This is a genomic window from Alcanivorax hongdengensis A-11-3, assembly GCF_000300995.1.
Lineage (GTDB): Bacteria > Pseudomonadota > Gammaproteobacteria > Pseudomonadales > Alcanivoracaceae > Alcanivorax > Alcanivorax hongdengensis.
Map to the genome: position 1 here is coordinate 13,405 of NZ_AMRJ01000007.1, position 17,581 is coordinate 30,985.

Below are 17,581 nucleotides of genomic sequence, written 5' to 3' on the forward strand. Positions count from 1 at the left end.
GCATGGCGACTGATATTAAAGCACCGCAGTTTCCCGAATCCGTAGCTGATGGCACCGTGGCCACCTGGCACAAACAGGAAGGCGAAGCGGTTAAACGTGATGAACTGCTGGTAGACATCGAAACCGACAAGGTGGTGCTGGAAGTGGTAGCTCCCGCCGATGGCGTGGTGAGCAAGATCATTGCCGCTGAAGGTGACACCGTGGAAAGCCAGCAGGTGCTGGGCCAGTTCGAGGAGGGCGCCTCCGGTTCGGCGCCGTCGTCTTCCGGCAAAGAGGACGCGGACAACGAAGAAAAGCCGGCGGCGGACAGTCACAAGAGCGACGCGTCGGCCGAGACCGAGCAAGGCAGTGACCAGAGCGCCGGTGACCAGGCCGGCCCTGCCGCGCGCAAGTTGATGAGCGAGCATGGCATTGCCGCCGACCAGGTCACCGGTACCGGCAAGGGCGGACGCATCACCAAAGGGGATGTGGAGAAGACCATCGGTGACAAGGCCGAGCAGCGCGCCAGCCAGCCGGCCCCCCAGCAGCCGGCTACTGCTGCTGTTCCGGCGGCCCCGGGCGAGCGTGAAGAGCGCCGTGTGCCGATGACCCGCCTGCGCAAGCGCATTGCCGAGCGGTTGGTTTCTGCCCAGCAGAACGCGGCCATGTTGACCACCTTCAACGAGGTCAACATGAAACCGATCATGGATATGCGCAAGAACTACAAGGATGCTTTCGAGAAAGCCCATGGCGTGCGTCTGGGCTTCATGGGCTTCTTTACCCGCGCCTGCGTGGAAGCACTCAAGCGTCACCCGGAAGTCAATGCTTCCATCGATGGTGACGACGTGGTTTACCACGGTTATTACGACATCGGCGTGGCCGTTTCCACTGACCGCGGTCTGGTGGTGCCGGTGATCCGTGATTCCGACCAGAAAGGTCTGGCGGAAGTGGAATCGCAGATCATCGAGTACGGCCAGAAGGCCCAGAAGGGCAAGCTGTCCATCGAGGAAATGACCGGTGGCACCTTCACCATTTCCAATGGCGGGGTATTCGGTTCCCTGATGTCGATGCCGATCCTCAACCCGCCACAGACGGCTATCCTGGGCATGCACAAGATTCAGGAGCGGCCCATGGCAGTGGATGGCAAGGTGGAAATCCTGCCCATGATGTATCTGGCACTGTCCTACGACCACCGCCTGATTGATGGCAAACAGGCGGTGCAGTTCCTGGTGACAGTGAAGAACTTTATCGAAGATCCGGCGCGACTGCTGCTGGATATCTGAATGAACGCCTGCACGCGACACGCTCGCACGCACCACGCCCAAGCGCGTGCCCGCGTGTTGCGTGCAGCGTGCCAGCCGACTTAAGGAACAGATCATGGCTGACAACTACGACGTGATTGTCATTGGCGGTGGCCCCGGCGGTTATGTGGCGGCCATCCGTTGCGCCCAGCTGGGGCTCAACACTGCCTGTATCGAAAAACGTATCAACAAGCAGGACCAGCCGGCTCTGGGCGGTACCTGTCTGAATGTGGGTTGCATCCCGTCCAAGGCGCTGCTGGATTCCTCCTGGAAATACCATGAGACACAGGGCGCGCTGGCGGAGCATGGCGTCAAGGTCGGCGATGTCAGCCTGGACCTGGACACCATGCACAAGCGCAAGGACACCATCGTCAAGAATCTCACCGGCGGCATTGCCCAGCTGTTCAAGGCCAACAAGGTCACCTGGCTGCAGGGTACTGGCCAACTGAAGGCCAACAAGCAGGTGGAATTCACACCGCTGGACGGAGACGCCCAGGTGCTGCAGGCCGAGCATGTGATCCTGGCCGCCGGCTCCGTGCCGGTGGATATTCCGGTGGCGCCGGTGGACCAGAAAGTGATTGTCGATTCCACCGGTGCGCTGGATCTGCCCAAGGTGCCCAAGCGTCTGGGTGTGATTGGTGCCGGCGTCATCGGTCTGGAACTGGGCAGCGTCTGGGCCCGTCTCGGTAGTGAAGTGGTGGTGCTGGAAGCGGTGGATACCTTCCTGCCGGCGGTGGACCAGCAGATCGCCAAGGACACCCAGAAGCAGCTGACCAAACAGGGTCTGGATATCCGGCTCGGTGCCCGGGTGACCGGCTCCGAGGTGAAGAAGGACAAGGTGGAGGTGAGCTACGCCGATGGCGACGGCGACCACCAGGAAACCTTTGACCGCCTGATCGTGGCGGTGGGGCGCCGTCCCTACACCGAGGGCCTGCTCAGCCAGGACGCCGGTGTGACCCTGGACGAGCGCCACTATATCTATGTGGACAGTCAGTGCCGTACCGACGTGCCCGGTGTTTACGCCATCGGCGATCTGGTACGTGGCCCGGCGCTGGCTCACAAGGCCATCGAGGAAGGGGTCATGGTTGCGGAAGTGATCATGGGTGAAAGCACCCAGGTGAACTACGACACCGTGCCCAGCGTGATCTACACGCACCCCGAGGTGGCCTGGGTAGGCAAGACCGAGGAAGAGGCAAAAGCCTCCGGTGAAGCCTACAAGACCGGCGTGGTGCCGTTTGCCGCCAATGGCCGTGCAATGGCAGCCGGGGAAACCGGCGGCATGGTGAAATTTGTCGCCGACGAGAAGACCGACCGGGTGCTGGGTATGCACGTGGTAGGTCCGCAGGCGTCCGAGCTGATTCAGCAGGGCGTGGTGGCAATGGAATTCGGCGCCACCATCGAAGATTTGCAGCTGATGGTGTTTGGTCACCCGAGCCTGTCAGAAACCGTCCATGAAGCTGCCCTGGCAGCGGATTTCAAGGCCATTCACGTGGCCCAACGGCGGCGCAAGAAGTAACGGAGCGACCTCGGGTGGCCGGTCCGGCCACCCGGCCGGCCGCACACTCTATTCATTGAAGACGGAAGTGTTGGCATGAATCTCCACGAGTATCAGTCAAAACAGCTTTTTGCTGATTATGGCCTGCCAGTCTCCCAAGGGTTTGCCTGTGACACCCCGGAAGAGGTGGCAGCCAAAGCCAAGGAGATTGGCGGTGACAAATGGGTGGTCAAGGCCCAGGTTCACGCTGGTGGCCGCGGCAAGGCCGGCGGTGTGAAGCTGGTGGATAGCCCGGAACAGGCTGCAGAATTTGCCAAGCAGTGGCTCGGCAAGCGCCTGGTGACCTTTCAGACCGACGAACATGGTCAGCCGGTATCCAAGATTCTGGTGGAAACCTGTACCGATATCGCCCAGGAGCTGTACCTGAGCGCGGTGCTGGATCGCACCACCCGGCGTGTGGTTTTCATGGCGTCCACCGAGGGCGGTGTGGAAATCGAGAAAGTGGCCGAGGAAACGCCGGAAAAAATCCTCAAGGCTCTGGTTGATCCGCTGGTCGGCGCACAACCCTATCAGGCCCGTGAAATTGCCTTCCAGCTGGGTCTGGAAGGCAAGCAGGTCAACCAGTTCGCCAAGATCTTCGTGGGGCTGGCGAAACTGTTCGAGGACAAGGACCTGTCCCTGATCGAGGTGAACCCGCTGGTGATCACCGAACAGGGCGATCTGCATTGTCTGGATGCCAAGATCAATGTGGACGGTTCCGCCCTGTACCGCCATGCGGATATCAAGGCGCTGGAAGATCCTTCCCAGGAAGACGAGCGTGAGCGTCGCGCGGCGGAGTGGGATCTGAACTATGTGGCGCTGGACGGCAACATCGGTTGCATGGTCAACGGTGCCGGCCTGGCCATGGGTACCATGGATCTGGTGAAGCTGAAGGGCGGGGCACCGGCCAACTTCCTGGATGTGGGCGGTGGCGCCACCAAAGAGCGCGTCACCGAGGCCTTCAAGATCATTCTTTCCGATGATCAGGTAAAAGCCGTTCTGGTGAACATCTTCGGTGGTATCGTGCGCTGTGACCTGATCGCTGACGGCATTATCGGTGCGGTCGAGGAAGTCGGTGTCACCGTGCCGGTGGTGGTGCGTCTGGAAGGCAACAACGCCGAACTGGGTGCCCAGAAGCTGGCCGAAAGCGGCATGAACATCATTGCTGCGGAAAGTTTTGAAGATGCGGCCGAGCAGGTCGTGAAGGCGGCGGGAGGTGCTGCATGAGCGTTTTGATCGACAAGAACACCAAGGTTATCTGCCAGGGTTTTACCGGCAGCCAGGGCACCTTCCACTCCGAGCAGGCCATTGAGTACGGTACCCAGATGGTCGGTGGCGTGACCCCGGGCAAGGGCGGGCAGACCCATCTTGGCCTGCCGGTGTTCAACACCGTGGCCGAGGCCGTCAAGCAAACCGGTGCCACCGCCAGCGTGATCTATGTGCCGGCGGCCTTCTGCAAGGATTCCATCATCGAAGCGGCGGATGCCGGCATCGAACTGATTGTCTGCATCACCGAGGGGATCCCGGCGCTGGATATGCTCTATGTGAAGGAATACATCACCCAGAAGGGCGGCGTACGCCTGATCGGCCCCAACTGTCCGGGCGTGATCACACCGGGTGAGTGCAAGATCGGCATCATGCCGGGGCATATTCACAAGCCGGGCAAGGTGGGTATCGTTTCCCGCTCCGGGACGCTGACCTACGAAGCGGTCAATCAGACCACCAAGCTGGGTTTTGGCCAGTCCACCTGTATCGGTATTGGCGGTGATCCGATCCCGGGCACCACCTTCATTGATGCACTGGCGTTGTTCCAGAATGATCCGCAGACCGAGGCCATCGTCATGGTCGGCGAGATCGGCGGTACCGCGGAAGACGAAGCGGCGGCCTATATCAAGGAGCACGTCACCAAACCGGTGGTTAGCTACATCGCCGGTGTGACCGCGCCTCCGGGCAAGCGTATGGGCCATGCCGGCGCCATCATTGCCGGCGGCAAGGGCACGGCGGATGAAAAATTTGCGGCCCTGGAAGCCGCAGGTGTGAAAACCGTTCGTAACCCGGCGGGCATTGGCCAGGCAGTGAAGGAAATCACTGGCTGGTAATGGCCATCGCCATCACGAAAAAGGCCGGCATTGCCGGCCTTTTTCGTCAGTGGAGGATTTCATCGTCATCCAGATCGAAGAACTCGTACTCATTGAGTTCCTTTTTCAGGCGACGTTCCTCCAGTCTGTCTTCAATGCGGTGACGCATGTCCATGTTGAAGGCGCGGGCACGCACGCTGCGTTCTTCCTGCTCTTCATCTTCCACGGCATCATCCAGATCATCGAACTCTTCATTCATCAGCAGATCATCCGACTCAAAGTCATGGTCAGTCCTACGGTTACTCATGGTGGTCTCCTCCAGATTGACCGCCTTAAACAACCCATATCAAGGACAGGCCGGTAGCTCGGATCGGTTTACCGAATGTCCTCAGCGCCTATATAGCGTCAGTGTTTCGGCCAGACAAGTTTTTTTTGTCACGCGAAGATAAATGGTGTTTTGGCGGGTGACGGGAGGTATGCACGTCAGCGCTGCCTGGCCGTTACTGTGAACGGTTTCACCCCTGGATGCCTGATAGGAAAATCAGTAAGTTAAGTGCTGGAATGCCTGCCATGGGCTTTGTAAAGTGGAGGCCTGTTCGCCGGACTTGCAAACCGCCAGTGCCGGCCCACGGGGAGAGAACAACAAATGGCTGAATGGCTGATTATTATCGGGGTGACGGCGTTGATCGTCACTACCCTTGGGTTGATGCATGCGGCTGGCAGTCGTGGGCACAGTGCGCTTTTTTTCCTGATTCCGCTGGCCAGCCTCGGTCAGGTGCAGCGCAACTGGGAGGATTACCGCTGGTGGGCGCTGGCGCGGGTTGCTGCGCTATTGACCACGGCGGTGGGTATTGGCTTGCTGCTTCTCAGTGGTCAGGCCTTTCTGGGCTCGGCGGCTGCCCCAATGGCGAGCCAGAGTGGCCAGGTCATGCGCGGTGAGCAGCGCGCCCAGAGCACGGCCTTCGTATCCTCCGAGGAGGCTGCCATGCTGGCCATCAAGGGCGAGGGAAAACCCCTGGCCGGCCGCCTGCACGGCAAGGCTTTCCACTATGACCGGGTGGCGTTGATCAACGGCGTGCTCACACTCAGCCAGGGGCGAGGCTTCCTCTCCGACCTGGAGGTGCGCATCGTGCTTGACTGGGACCCGGATGACATCACGGAAAGGCGCACACTGCTGATCAATCCCTCGGATCAGGATGCCCCCGTGGTACATCTGTCCTGGAAGCCGGAGGGCAAGGATTTCCCGGAAACGCGCATCTTCAAGGAAGGCTACAAGATGGAGCTGGCGCTGGCGCCGCTGGACAAGGAACAGCTCACCGGCAGCCTGGAACTGATTATGCCGGATAGCTACAAGAGCTACCTGGTAGGCGATTTCACCGCCTATACCAATAACCTGCGTTATCGCAACGGCCAGGTGGACCTGCATTATGATCACCCGGATACGCTGGCCCATGTGAGTCGGGAGTACCTGAACACGCAATTCCCGGAAGGGGCGCTGGATTCGATACAGATCGACAACGTGCAGATGCACCGCAGCGAAGGCACTGGCGAGGTGGTGGCGAAGGTGATGCTTACCAACGGAGCGGTGCAGGAGCGCTCGTTGCAACTGGAAAAGAGCTCGGTGGGCTGGTCCGTGACGCCGGGCTCCATGGAAAGCCGGGAAATCAGCCCGGCCCGGGAAGGCGAATCGCAGCTGGTGGACCCGGCCACATTGCCCGAGCAGGAACAGACGCCCAGGGTGCCGGCGCCGGTGACCCGGACGTTCCCCGAGCTGGTCGCCTACAACGGCCAGCAGGTGACCATTGAAACCCGTGATGGCGACAGCTTGCCGGGTATTATCCGTGGCGTCGGTGCCGACAGCCTGAAACTGGAAATGGCGGTGGGCAGTGGTAGCGTGGAGCGCAATGTGGATGCTGGCCAGGTGGTGTCCGTGCTGCTGGCCAATGGCCAGCAGGTCAACGTCAAGGGGGATGATGACAGCGCTGGCACGGCTCTGGAGACAGAGGATGACGGTAGCGTGGATAGCCCTCCAGCGACCCAGAGCAAGCCCGCCGAGCCTCCAGTGGCGCCATCAGTGACCAACAGTAAATTGCCGGCGTTGGGTCAACTGCAGGGCAAGGAAGTCACGGTCACTGCTGGCGATGGCAGCCAGCGCCGGGGCATTCTCACCGGGGTGGAAAGTGACCATGTGACCTTGAGCGTGCCCATGGGCGCGGGCAGTATGGAATACTTCTACGATCTGGACAGTATCAGCAATATCGAGGCGGTAAAGCATTGAAGGTTCTGGTAACAGGTGGCAGCGGTTTCATTGGTCAGCATCTGTGTCGGCGTCTGGCGGCCCACGGGCATGACTTGATCGTGCTTAGCCGGCGCCCGGGCAAGGCGGCCAAGGTGTTGCCGGAGGACACCCGGCTGATCCGCCGGCTGGACGAGATAGCCGATGATGAAATCGTCGATGGCATCATCAATCTGGCCGGGGAAAGCCTGTTTGCCGGCCGTTGGAGCGGCCGTCGCAAGGCGATTCTGATGGAGTCCCGGGTGGGGGTTACCAAGGACGTGGTGGCGCTGGTCGCCCGTCTGCAACGCAAGCCGGCGGTACTGGTCAGCGGCTCCGCCGTGGGCTTTTACGGCGATGCCGGCAATGCGGAGCTCACGGAAGACAGCGCCGCACGCAAGAAGGACTTCGGCTATCGCCTGTGTGATGCCTGGGAGCAGGCCGCCAGGCCAGTGTCCCGGCAGGGCGTGCGGCTGAGCCTGATTCGTACCGGTATTGTGCTGGGCCGTGATGGCGGCATGCTGGGGCGACTGTTACCGCTCTACAAGGCCGGCCTGGGCGCCATGATCGGTGACGGCTCCCAGTGGCTCAGCTGGATCCATATCGACGACATGGTGGCCATTCTGGTGCGGGCACTGGAAACCCCGGGGGTGGAGGGCGTGTTCAACGCCTGTGCGCCGGCGCCGGTTACCCAGCGCGAGTTCCATCGCCAGCTGGCCCGCGAGGTCCATCGGCCCGGCGTGCTGCGCATTCCTGCCCGGCTGTTGCAGCTGGGGCTGGGGGAGCAATCCACCATGCTGCTGGGCGGCCAGTGTGTCTTTCCGCGTCGCCTTGAGCAGCAGGGCTTCGTATTTCGCTTCCCGGATCTCTCGTCGGCACTGAGTCATCTTAGGAAACTCTGAAAAACTCCTTACATGCTCAGCGTGGCCTGAAGCGTGCAGCTGTTGTGTCTTGTCACGACGGACAGGGGGGCTCCCTTTGCTAGGGGCAAGGCGCAGCAGATGTGCGCTTCAGGCCACGCCCTCCGGGGCTTACAGGCTGGCCCACACTCGTTGTTGCCCTTTTTCGATGGATCGACATACACCTTCAAAAGGCCGCCTAGATTGTGAACCAGCCTGTAAGCCTGAGCGTGCAAGGAGTTTTTCAGAGGTTCCTTAACAAACGTTGACCCTTGAAATTGCCCGCCGGGCCCCTATCTGTTTGTGATCAAGAACAAACTGCATTCAGGAGCCCCGTGTGAGTGCCACCAAACAGACCCATGGTTTCCAGGCAGAGGTATCGCGTCTTCTGCATCTGATGATTCATTCCCTGTACAGCAACCGGGAAATTTTCCTGCGCGAGCTGATTTCCAACGCCTCCGACGCCTGCGACAAGCTGCGCTTCGAGGCGCTGGACACCCCGGCATTGATGGAAGAAGACCCGGAGCCGGCCATTCGGCTGACCCTGGACAAATCCGCCGGGACCCTGACGCTCGCCGATAACGGCATCGGCATGAGCGAGGCGGAGATTATCGATCACCTGGGCACCATCGCCCGTTCCGGCACGGAAAAATTTCTCGCCAGTCTGAGTGGCGACCAGAAAAAGGATGCCCAGCTGATCGGCCAGTTCGGGGTCGGTTTCTATTCCGCCTTTATTGTTGCCGACAAGGTCACCGTGGAAAGTCGCCGGGCGGGCCTGGCGGCCAGCGAGGGTGTGCGCTGGGAAAGCGATGGCCAGGGCGAATTCAGTGTGGAGAGCATTGAACGTGCCGAACGGGGCACGGCGGTGATTCTGCATTTGCGCAAGGATGCAAAGGAATTTCTCGACGATGGCAAGATTCGACAGGTGGTGGGCCAGTATTCCGACCACGTGGCGTTCCCCATCAGTCTGGCGGTGGCCGGTGATGACAAGGCACCGGAAACCATCAACTCTGCCACGGCCCTGTGGCAGCGTGCCCGTCAGGAGATTTCAGACGAGGAGTACGAGAATTTCTACAAGCACATCAGCCATGATTTCGAAGCGCCACTGAACTGGAGCCACAACAAGGTGGAAGGCAAGCTGGAGTACACCAGCCTGCTTTTCACACCGCCACGGGCGCCGTTTGATCTCTACCACCGTGAGGCCAGTCGCGGCCTGAAACTGTATGTGCAACGTGTCTTCATCATGGACGATGCCGAACAGTTTCTGCCGCAGTATCTGCGCTTCATCAAGGGGGTGATCGACGCGCCCAATCTGCCGTTGAATGTCAGTCGTGAGCTGCTGCAGGACTACGGCCCGGTGAAAAAAATTCGCACCGCGCTTACCAAACGCGTGCTGCAGATGCTGAAAAAACTCAGCAAGGATGAGGAAAAATATTCACGCTTCTGGGCCCAGTTTGGTCAGGTGCTCAAGGAAGGCATTGGCGAAGACCCGGATAACCGTGACGCCGTGGCGGCGCTGCTGCGTTTTGCCAGCAGCGAACAGGGCGACAGCCTGACCTCCCTGGATGATTATCTGGCACGCCGCAAGGACGGGCAGGGCAAGATTTACTATCTGCTTGGTGACAATGCTGCGGCGGCGCGCCAGAGCCCACACCTGGAGGTGTTTCGCAAGAAGGGCATCGAGGTACTGCTTCTCAGTGACCCGGTGGATGAATGGATGATCAGTTATCTGGACCGTTACCAGGAGGTGCCGCTGGTCAATGCCGCTCGCGGTGAGCTGGATCTGGACGGCGAAGACAAGCCTGACGACGCCGAGCAGGATAACGCGCTGATCAAGCGTCTGCAGGAAAGTCTCACCGGCCAGGTGGAGGCGGTGCGGGCCACGCGCCGGCTGGTGGATTCGCCGGTCTGCCTGGTGCTGGCTGAAGACCAGCTCGGCCCGCAGATGCGTCGCATGCTGGAAGCGGCTGGCCAGCCGGTGCCGGAGATGTTGCCGGTGCTGGAAGTGAATCTGGATCACCCGCTGCTGAAGGCACTGGACAGTCAGGAACCGGGGGCCGACTTCAGCGAGCTGGCCGGCTTATTGCTGGATCAGGCGATGCTGGCCGAAGGGCAGCTGCCACGGGACCCGGCCGCCGCCGCCCGTCGCATGCATCATCTGCTTAGTCGCGCGGTAACGCCAAACGCCTGATTGTTTCCATCACGGGGGGCGCTTATGATGCCAAAAACGCAGTACAAGGCGCCCCGCTTTATGGAGCAGACACAGCATACCGCCGCCATTCTCGGCGGTGGCAGTTTTGGCACTGCCATGGCCAGTATCCTGGCTGCCAATGGTCATCAGGCGCGGCTCTGGGTTCGTGACCCGGAGACCGCCGCCGCCATCAATCTGGACCGGGAAAATCCCCGTTACCTGCCCGGTGCCGAACTGCCTGAGGGGGTAACCGCCACCGACAGTCTGGAAGAGGCGCTCAATCAGGCCTCCCTGGTGTTTGTGGCGATTCCCAGCAAGGCCTTCATCGATGTGCTTCGCCAGGCTCGCCAGTGGGTGCCCGACGGCACCATTGTGGTTAGCTGTACCAAAGGCATCTATGCCGACGGCTTTTTGCTGATGAGCGAGCTGCTCATGCGTGAATGGCCCCACGCCCGGGTAGGCGTGCTCAGTGGCCCCAACCTGGCTAAGGAAATCGTCGAGAAGAAATTCACCGGCACGGTGATTGCCAGCCCGGATGAAGCCCTGTGCAGTACCATTCAGACCGCACTGGGCTGTGAGTACTTCCGGGTCTACGACAACGCCGATATCTATGGCGTGGAGCTGGGCGGCGCCCTGAAGAACATCTATGCGGTGGCCTCCGGCATGGCGGCCGCCATCGGTGTGGGGGAGAACAGCCGCAGCTTCATGATCACTCGGGCACTGGCGGAAATGAGCCGTTTTGCCGTGGAGCTGGGGGCCAACCCCATGACCTTCCTGGGGCTCTCCGGGGTTGGCGATCTGATCGCTACCTGCTCGTCGTCCCTGTCGCGCAATTACCAGGTCGGTTTTCAGCTGGGGCAGGGCAAGAGCGTGGAACAGGCGGTGGCCGAATTGGGCCAGACCGCCGAGGGCATCAATACCATCAAGCTGGTGGCCGACAAGGCCGCCGAGCTGCAGGTCTACATGCCGCTGGCCACCGCGCTGTACCGGGTGATCTATCATGGTGAGCCGCTGGAAACGGTGATTTACCAGCTGATGAGCGGTGAATACCAGCATGACGTGGAATTCAGTGTCTCCGGAGTGACGCCGTGAAGCTGTACCTGTGTCGCCACGGGCAGGCGGTCTCCCAGGCCGCTACGGATGCACTCCGGCCGCTGACCGAAACCGGCGAAGCGGCCGTACTGGCCCACTGGCAGGCCCTGCAGGCGGCCGGTATTCCGGTCAACCGGATTATCGCCAGCCCCTATCTGCGAGCCCAGCAAACGGCCAGCTGCATCCAGCGCGTCTACCGTTCACTGGACATCATCACCTGTGAGGCCCTGGTGCCGGAATCCGCACCCCCCGCCGTTTTCGACTGGTTGCAGGGTGAGAGCCTGCCCAATGGCACGGTGCTGGTCAGTCATATGCCGCTGGTGGCGCTGTTGACCGCACAATGGACCGGGAGTGGCCAGCGCTGCGGCTTCAACGTGGGCACGGTGGCCTGTCTGGATGTGGAAGTGTGTGTGGCTGATGGCGCCCGTTTGCTGTGGATGAGCAGCCCGGGCGAGAGTCTGCCTTTCCGCTGATCGCGCTGGTACGCCCGTTCAGATGCTATTCTCTGCCGTCCGGCGCCAGGCGCTGGGCAGAGGCTGGGTGGCTGACTAATCTGAAATTGACAGCGGGCAACAGGCAATCAAACAGGCAGAACTCCTTCCGCTCGCTGTCATCGCGCAGTGGGGGGATACCACGCATGTGTGCTTGAAGGCGCCGGTTTACCGGCGCTTTTTTTATGTCCGTTTTTATGTCCGCGTTGCAGGTCTCAGCCCGGTTGTTCGTTATTGTCTGTCTCGGCGGGCCACTCCAGCCGTTCGATGGGCTGGCCATCGGCGGCCACCAGATTAATGCGCATGGGCAGGCCCGCCAGCCATTCCAGCCCGTCCGAGTGTCGCATCTTGCGTAGATAATCCTTTACCCGGCCGCTGATCCAGGGGTGCAGGGTGGCCTTGATGGCGACCTCCTGGCAGCGGCGCCCCCGCTGTGCCTGCCACTCCTGAAGGCCCGAGCGCATCACCGCATAGTGGCTTTGAAACTGCTCGAAGTCGTCGGCCACCAGATAAATGTCATAGCGATATAGGCTGCCACGCCAGCTTCGGCCGGTTTTTTCTTCCCGCAGGCGCAACCGCGGGGCCAGGGCCACTGCCGGTGGCTCATGGACGGGCTTGAACGCCGCCGGGGTGGACGCCTGCGGCAGGCTGTCGAGCAACTCGATAACTGCGGTACCGTCAGCCGGGCGCTGTTCCCGGTCCTTGGCCATCAGGCGGCGTAGCAGGGGCTGGTAGCGGCGCACAGCACGGGGCAGCAAGGGCACCGGATCCTGCAGGTGTCGTTCTGCCATCCGCGCCGGGCTGTCGGCCTGGAAGGGCGGCTCGCCGGTGAGCATTTCATGCAACACGCAGCCCAGTGCATAGAGATCGGCGCGGGGGTCGAGCTCGTCGGCGCGATGCTGTTCCGGGCTCATGTATTTGGGCGTGCCGAGACGGGCGTGACTGTCGAGCACATTGCGATGATTGACGGTACTGGCGGCAATGCCGAAATCCATCAGCAGCGCCGAACCATCAGCGCGGAACATGATGTTGTCCGGCTTCACGTCCCGGTGGATGAATCCATGCTCACCGGCGTAGTGCAGTGCCATGGCCATCTGCCGCAGCACCTGTTCGACCTGGGCGGGCTCCATGCCTTCGCGAATACGCTGTTTGAGACTGCCACCGGTGACATATTCCATGCTCAGGTAGTAATAGCCCTGATGTTCACCCACATCATAGACCGGCACGATGTGCGGATGGTTGAGCCGGGCAATGGTTCTGGCCTCGTGCATGAAACGCTCGGCAAAACTGGGCTCCAGAGCCAGCGAGGGTGTCAGTACCTTGATGGCGACCTGTCGTTCGAAGGAGTGCTGGGTGGCAAGAAAGACATGGGACATGCCGCCTTTGCCAAGGCGGCCGGTAATGCGGTAACCGGGGAGTGTAATAGCCATTGCCTGTCTGGGTTCCGGGTCGTCCTGACCGTGCCGGTATCAATAATCAGTTCTGGTCGCCGTAGATCGCCTTCATCTCCGCCTCGGAACGGCGGGCAGCGGCCAGCTTGGCTTCCAGGCGCTTCTTCTGCTGATCCAGGCCGACAAAGAAGTTCACCTTGCTTTGCAGTAGTTGTGGTGCAATCGGCTTGAACAGGTAATCCACCGCGCCACAACGATAGCCCTGCTGGACAAAACGCTCTTCCTTGGACAGGGCCGTGACGAAAATAATCGGTACGTGGCGGGTACGTTGATTGGAGCGCATCAGCGTGGCCACTTCAAAGCCGTCCATCTCCGGCATCTGTACATCCAGCAGAACCAGGGCGTAATCATTCTTGAGCAGCTTGGCCAGCGCTTCATTGCCACTGGTGGCGCTTTCCAACTCGCAGTCCATGTCTTCCAGCACCACTTCCATGGCCACCAGGTTCTGTGGGGTGTCGTCGACCATCAGCACCCGGGAGGGCGCCAGGTCCAGATTGTCGTCATTGTTGTTCGCGGTAATGGCGGTCATGGTCGCAGCAGGCCTGAAACGCTAATCGGTACATGTTCGTATGATAATCTGAGACTCACGTCTCAGTCACGTGATGGCGGGGGATTTTCTTCCAGCTTCCATTGCTGTACCGCCACCTGCACTTTGATCTGTTCCAGGATGTCCAGCAAGGTATCGCGCAACATGCTGTCCAGCGCCTGGCGGTCATCGCCGATGGCGGCACTGAGCATGTCCTGGAACAGTTGTTCCAGCTGCGGGCGACTGGCCGGGGAGGCCAGGTCATCGACCAACTGATCGACAAAGGCGGTGCCGGTCTCACGCACTGCCTCGCCGAGCAGGGCGATGGCCCGCGGGCCCGCCACCGGAACGGCCGCCAGCCGCCGTCCCGCCTGGGTACGCACCAGGGCCTCGTCGGTGAGGTGGCTGAAATACTCCGCCAGCTGTTCACGGTACTGGGCATGGCTCTTCTGGGTGGCCTGGGCGACCCGGCTGGCCGCAAAGCTGACCAGCTGGTCCCGGCGCGGCATCAGCACTTCCTTTTCGATGCGATGCAGCAGCGGGCTGCCGCCGCCCACTTCGCGCTGGGCACCATTAAGCACATTGATGACTACCCGATCGGAAATTTCTTCCACCACGATGCCGTAGTATTTGATCAGTGTCTGACCCAGCCAGGTTTGCGACAGGTCGACGATGCCCATGCGCTGTAGTCGAAACAGCAGGCTGACCACCCGCAATACCCGCAGCCAGCGGAAGCTGCCCACCGGGATGCAGCCGAGCAGGTCATACCAGTGGGCGAACGGGTAGAAGAACCAGCGGTGGTAGGTGCCACGGGCGATAGCGGCAATCCAGCGAAGCGTGAACTCGGTCAGGTAAACCGCCACGAAGCACAGGTCGTAGAACAGAAAATCGGCGTGAATGCTGTCGCGATAAAAATCGTGAAAAGCGGGTGTGTAAGTGGCCAGCAGCGACTGCACCGGCGGCACCTGGAACAGCCAGTCAAACAGGATCAGTCCCAGGTTGAGAACCACCAGGGCAATCATGCCCAGGTCGATGGCAAAGCCGACCGTGTCCAGGTTCGGTTTGAGCTTTTCCGGGTGCAGCCTGATTTTCATGAACAGCCCTGAAACCGTGCCCATACCGGGCAATGGTCAGAGGGTTTCTCCATGGCGCGGATATCGTAATCCACCCCGGTAGTGTCCAGTTTTTCCATCAAGGGCGACGTGGCCAGTACCGTATCGATGCGCAGCCCCCGTCGCGGGTCTCGCTCAAAGCCACGGGAGCGGTAATCGAACCAGGAAAAGACATCGTCGGTTTGTGGGTTTTGGTGACGGAAGGTGTCGGTAAGGCCCCAGTCAATCAGCCGTTGCCACCATTCGCGCTCTTCCGGCAGGAAGCTGGTCTTGCCTTCACGCAGCCAGCGCTTGCGGTTGGCTTCGCCAATGCCGATATCCCGGTCCGTGGAGGAGATGTTGAAGTCGCCCATGATGGCCAGTTGTTCGCCACTGTCATGGTGGTGTTGCAGGTAGTTCTGCAGATCCTGGTAAAACTTTTCCTTGGCGGGGAATTTTACCGGGTGCTCGCGATTTTCCCCCTGGGGAAAGTAACCGTTGAGGACGGTGATCAGTGAACCGTCACCATGGCGCAGTTTGCCGATGATCATGCGCCGCTGGGCGTCCTCGCCGTCGCTGGGGAAGCCGTATTGCACCTCTTCCAGTGGCTCGCGGGTGATCAGGGCAACGCCGTAATGGCCTTTCTGGCCGTGATAATAGGGGTGGTAGCCCATGTCACGTACGGCCTGTTCCGGAAATTCCGGATCGTGAACCTTGGTTTCCTGCAGACCGATCAGGGCCGGCTGATATTTGTCGATTACCGCCTGCAACTGGTGCAAACGCGCACGAATACCATTGATGTTGAATGAAATCAGGGTCATGGCGCCTCCTTGGTGGCCGCATTGTACACTACCCGGGCAGGGCGTAGGCAGGCGGATATGTGGCGCTATTGGACATGGCCGCCGGCTCCTTGATGCCGGTATCATGAATGTTTTTTCCGGGAGCGGTCATGTCTGCAGTTTCTACCGGGCGCCAGGTGCTGGCCTTTGCCCATGCCAACGGGATTCCCGGCCACAGCTACGATACCTTTCTGGCGCCGCTGGCCGACGATTTTGATCTGCACATCGTTGACCGGCTTGGTCATGATCCCGCCTATCCGGTGGATGCCGGTTGGCACAGTCTCAGCCTGGAGCTGGAGGCGCAGTTGGCCCCGTTGCGCAAACCCCTGGTGGGCGCCGGACACTCGCTGGGATCGGTGTTGATGTATCTGGTTGCCCAGCGTCACCCGGACTGGTTCTCTGCGCTTATCATGCTCGACCCGCCGATGATGAATGGCTGGCACGGCGTCATGATTCATCTTGCCAAGCTTGCCGGGCAGGTGGACAGGGTGACCCCGGCAGGCAAAAGCCGGGGGCGGCTGGATTTCTGGCCGGACTGGGCGTCCGTGGAAAGTTACTTTCATTCCCGCGGGCTGTTCCGGGCCTTTGATCCACGCTGTCTCAAGGATTACCTGAACGCGGGCCTGGAGCCGTGCAAAGGCGGCTGGCGGCTGCGCTTTCGACCGGAAGTGGAAGTGGCGATTTTCCGCGAAACCCCCACTGCGGCGACCCGCATGCCCCGGCTCAAGGTGCCCGGTGCGATCATTACCGGCAAGGACTCACCGTCGCCATTCCTGCACAGTGCTCGCCGCCACGTCCGTCGTCACGGCATGTTGCACCGCCTGGCGGAGGGCTCACATATGTACCCGCTGGAAAAACCGGAACAGACGCTGGCGTTGATGCGCGACACCCTGGCGGCATTGCTGGAGCGATCATGATGATGGGGGCCCGGGAAAGACAGTTTCAGGTTTATGGACAAACCCTGGCCGCACTGCAATGGCCCGGGGAGGGCGAGCCGATTCTGGCATTGCACGGCTGGCTGGATAACGCCGCCTCTTTTGTGCCCCTGGCTCGAGTCCTGGGGCGTCCGCTGCTGGCACTGGATTTTTCCGGGCATGGCCATTCGGACCACCGCCCGGACGGTGTGGTCACGCATCTGGTGGATCATGTCCGTGATGTGCTGGCGGTGGTGGATCAGTTGGGCTGGCAACGGTTTACCCTGATCGGCCATTCCATGGGCGCGGGCATCGCCTGTCTGTTTTCCGCTGCCTGCCCGGAACGGGTGTCTCGGCTGGTGCTGATCGAGGGGCTCGGGCCGCCCAGTACGGCACCGTCGGAGGTGGCCAGTACCCTGCGCAAGGCACTGGATGATATGGGCGCGCTGGCCAGCAAGAGCAAACCGGTTTACCCGCACATCAGTGAGGCAGTGGATGCGCGTACCAAAGGGTTTGGCGGGCTCAGCCGTGAGGCCTCGTCGCTGCTCACCGAGCGGGGGCTGATGCCGGTGGCCGGTGGCTGGACCTGGCGCGCCGACAGCCGTTTGCGGTTGACCTCGTCGCTCCGGCTCACCGAGGAGCAGGTGGAGGGGTTTATCCGGGCCATTGGGGCCCCGGTTTGCCTGATTCTGGGCGAGCAGGGCATGGGTGGTAACGGCATGTTCGATCATCGTCTGGCCTGGTTGCAGGACGCAGAGGTGGTCAGATTGCCAGGCCGTCATCATTTGCATATGGAAAGCCCCGAGCCGGTGGCCGCGGCCATCAACGACTTTCTGGCGCGTCACCCCACGGCGCCACAAAACTGACCAAAACCACCAGCGTCGGTGATGGCCCTGCCTGAAAGGGTCATGGTGTGTCGA

Annotated in this window: 16 protein-coding genes; 11 read left to right on the forward strand and 5 right to left on the reverse strand. The window is 61.0% G+C overall.

Features of this window, described 5'->3' with window-relative positions; genetic code table 11:
* Nucleotides 1-2 precede the first annotated feature (2 nt).
* From odhB to sucD, 4 genes are all read left to right on the forward strand, one after another.
* Nucleotides 3-1,262, forward strand: a complete 1,260-nt coding sequence (gene odhB / locus A11A3_RS06315) for a 2-oxoglutarate dehydrogenase complex dihydrolipoyllysine-residue succinyltransferase (RefSeq protein WP_008928443.1) — start codon at nt 3-5, stop codon at nt 1,260-1,262.
* Between the two features lie 94 nt (nt 1,263-1,356).
* Nucleotides 1,357-2,796 carry a dihydrolipoyl dehydrogenase gene (gene lpdA, locus A11A3_RS06320; protein WP_008928444.1) on the forward strand — a complete coding sequence of 480 codons (1,440 nt, stop codon included), beginning with the start codon at nt 1,357-1,359 and terminating at the stop codon, nt 2,794-2,796.
* Between the two features lie 75 nt (nt 2,797-2,871).
* Nucleotides 2,872-4,041, forward strand: coding sequence for an ADP-forming succinate--CoA ligase subunit beta (gene sucC, locus A11A3_RS06325; protein ID WP_008928445.1), 1,170 nt, complete (start codon nt 2,872-2,874; stop codon nt 4,039-4,041).
* A complete protein-coding gene (gene sucD, locus A11A3_RS06330) occupies nt 4,038-4,913 on the forward strand; it encodes a succinate--CoA ligase subunit alpha (RefSeq protein ID WP_008928446.1) in 876 nt (291 codons plus the stop codon). Before sucC ends, sucD begins: the two co-directional genes overlap by 4 nt.
* A gap of 46 nt (nt 4,914-4,959) precedes the next feature.
* On the opposite strand, the gene A11A3_RS06335 is transcribed toward sucD, so the two are convergent.
* Nucleotides 4,960-5,199 carry a PA3496 family putative envelope integrity protein gene (locus A11A3_RS06335; protein ID WP_008928447.1) on the reverse strand — a complete coding sequence of 80 codons (240 nt, stop codon included), beginning with the start codon at nt 5,197-5,199 and terminating at the stop codon, nt 4,960-4,962.
* 339 nt (nt 5,200-5,538) lie between these two features.
* Between A11A3_RS06335 and A11A3_RS06340 the strand changes: the two genes are divergently transcribed.
* The 5 genes from A11A3_RS06340 to sixA all read left to right on the forward strand — a co-directional run bounded on the left by A11A3_RS06340 (nt 5,539) and on the right by sixA (nt 11,822).
* The gene (locus A11A3_RS06340; protein ID WP_008928448.1) at nt 5,539-7,170 is read left to right on the forward strand and encodes a hypothetical protein; all 1,632 of its coding nucleotides are present in this window, start codon (nt 5,539-5,541) and stop codon (nt 7,168-7,170) included.
* Nucleotides 7,167-8,069, forward strand: a complete 903-nt coding sequence (locus A11A3_RS06345; protein WP_008928449.1) for a TIGR01777 family oxidoreductase — start codon at nt 7,167-7,169, stop codon at nt 8,067-8,069. Before A11A3_RS06340 ends, A11A3_RS06345 begins: the two co-directional genes overlap by 4 nt.
* 334 nt (nt 8,070-8,403) lie before the next feature.
* Nucleotides 8,404-10,257, forward strand: coding sequence for a molecular chaperone HtpG (htpG, locus tag A11A3_RS06350; protein WP_008928450.1), 1,854 nt, complete (start codon nt 8,404-8,406; stop codon nt 10,255-10,257).
* Nucleotides 10,258-10,317: 60 nt separating this feature from the next.
* A complete protein-coding gene (locus A11A3_RS06355) occupies nt 10,318-11,349 on the forward strand; it encodes an NAD(P)H-dependent glycerol-3-phosphate dehydrogenase (protein ID WP_040296822.1) in 1,032 nt (343 codons plus the stop codon).
* Nucleotides 11,346-11,822 carry a phosphohistidine phosphatase SixA gene (gene sixA / locus A11A3_RS06360; RefSeq protein ID WP_008928452.1) on the forward strand — a complete coding sequence of 159 codons (477 nt, stop codon included), beginning with the start codon at nt 11,346-11,348 and terminating at the stop codon, nt 11,820-11,822. Before A11A3_RS06355 ends, sixA begins: the two co-directional genes overlap by 4 nt.
* Nucleotides 11,823-12,055: 233 nt before the next feature.
* On the opposite strand, the gene A11A3_RS06365 is transcribed toward sixA, so the two are convergent.
* The 4 genes from A11A3_RS06365 to xthA form a co-directional block, all read right to left on the reverse strand.
* Nucleotides 12,056-13,270, reverse strand: coding sequence for a serine/threonine-protein kinase (locus A11A3_RS06365; RefSeq protein ID WP_008928453.1), 1,215 nt, complete (start codon nt 13,268-13,270; stop codon nt 12,056-12,058).
* Nucleotides 13,271-13,316: 46 nt separating this feature from the next.
* Nucleotides 13,317-13,820 carry a response regulator gene (locus A11A3_RS06370; protein ID WP_008928454.1) on the reverse strand — a complete coding sequence of 168 codons (504 nt, stop codon included), beginning with the start codon at nt 13,818-13,820 and terminating at the stop codon, nt 13,317-13,319.
* Between the two features lie 62 nt (nt 13,821-13,882).
* Complete coding sequence (locus A11A3_RS06375) at nt 13,883-14,911, reverse strand: ion transporter (RefSeq protein WP_008928455.1); 1,029 nt, start codon at nt 14,909-14,911, stop codon at nt 13,883-13,885.
* The gene (xthA, locus tag A11A3_RS06380; protein WP_008928456.1) at nt 14,908-15,729 is read right to left on the reverse strand and encodes an exodeoxyribonuclease III; all 822 of its coding nucleotides are present in this window, start codon (nt 15,727-15,729) and stop codon (nt 14,908-14,910) included. Before xthA ends, A11A3_RS06375 begins: the two co-directional genes overlap by 4 nt.
* A 128-nt stretch (nt 15,730-15,857) precedes the next feature.
* On the opposite strand from xthA, the gene A11A3_RS06385 reads away from it, so the two are divergent.
* Together A11A3_RS06385 and A11A3_RS06390 are read left to right on the forward strand one after the other, a co-directional pair.
* Nucleotides 15,858-16,664: an alpha/beta fold hydrolase gene (locus tag A11A3_RS06385; protein ID WP_008928457.1), complete on the forward strand. Its 807-nt coding sequence runs from the start codon at nt 15,858-15,860 to the stop codon at nt 16,662-16,664.
* Nucleotides 16,661-17,527 (forward strand): alpha/beta fold hydrolase, encoded by an 867-nt coding sequence (locus A11A3_RS06390; protein WP_040296823.1) that lies wholly within the window; start codon nt 16,661-16,663, stop codon nt 17,525-17,527. Before A11A3_RS06385 ends, A11A3_RS06390 begins: the two co-directional genes overlap by 4 nt.
* The last annotated feature ends 54 nt before the right edge of the window (nt 17,528-17,581 follow it).

Excerpts from the sequence above, each read along its gene's own strand:
- odhB (WP_008928443.1), top strand. The coding sequence starts at position 3 with ATGGCGACTGATATTAAAGCACCGCAGTTTCCCGAATCCGTAGCTGAT.
- lpdA (WP_008928444.1), top strand. The coding sequence starts at position 1,357 with ATGGCTGACAACTACGACGTGATTGTCATTGGCGGTGGCCCCGGCGGT.
- sucC (WP_008928445.1), top strand. The coding sequence starts at position 2,872 with ATGAATCTCCACGAGTATCAGTCAAAACAGCTTTTTGCTGATTATGGC.
- sucD (WP_008928446.1), top strand. The coding sequence starts at position 4,038 with ATGAGCGTTTTGATCGACAAGAACACCAAGGTTATCTGCCAGGGTTTT.
- A11A3_RS06335 (WP_008928447.1), bottom strand. The coding sequence starts at position 5,199 with ATGAGTAACCGTAGGACTGACCATGACTTTGAGTCGGATGATCTGCTG.
- A11A3_RS06340 (WP_008928448.1), top strand. The coding sequence starts at position 5,539 with ATGGCTGAATGGCTGATTATTATCGGGGTGACGGCGTTGATCGTCACT.
- A11A3_RS06355 (WP_040296822.1), top strand. The coding sequence starts at position 10,318 with ATGGAGCAGACACAGCATACCGCCGCCATTCTCGGCGGTGGCAGTTTT.
- A11A3_RS06365 (WP_008928453.1), bottom strand. The coding sequence starts at position 13,270 with ATGGCTATTACACTCCCCGGTTACCGCATTACCGGCCGCCTTGGCAAA.
- A11A3_RS06370 (WP_008928454.1), bottom strand. The coding sequence starts at position 13,820 with ATGACCGCCATTACCGCGAACAACAATGACGACAATCTGGACCTGGCG.
- A11A3_RS06375 (WP_008928455.1), bottom strand. The coding sequence starts at position 14,911 with ATGAAAATCAGGCTGCACCCGGAAAAGCTCAAACCGAACCTGGACACG.
- xthA (WP_008928456.1), bottom strand. The coding sequence starts at position 15,729 with ATGACCCTGATTTCATTCAACATCAATGGTATTCGTGCGCGTTTGCAC.
- A11A3_RS06385 (WP_008928457.1), top strand. The coding sequence starts at position 15,858 with ATGTCTGCAGTTTCTACCGGGCGCCAGGTGCTGGCCTTTGCCCATGCC.
- A11A3_RS06390 (WP_040296823.1), top strand. The coding sequence starts at position 16,661 with ATGATGATGGGGGCCCGGGAAAGACAGTTTCAGGTTTATGGACAAACC.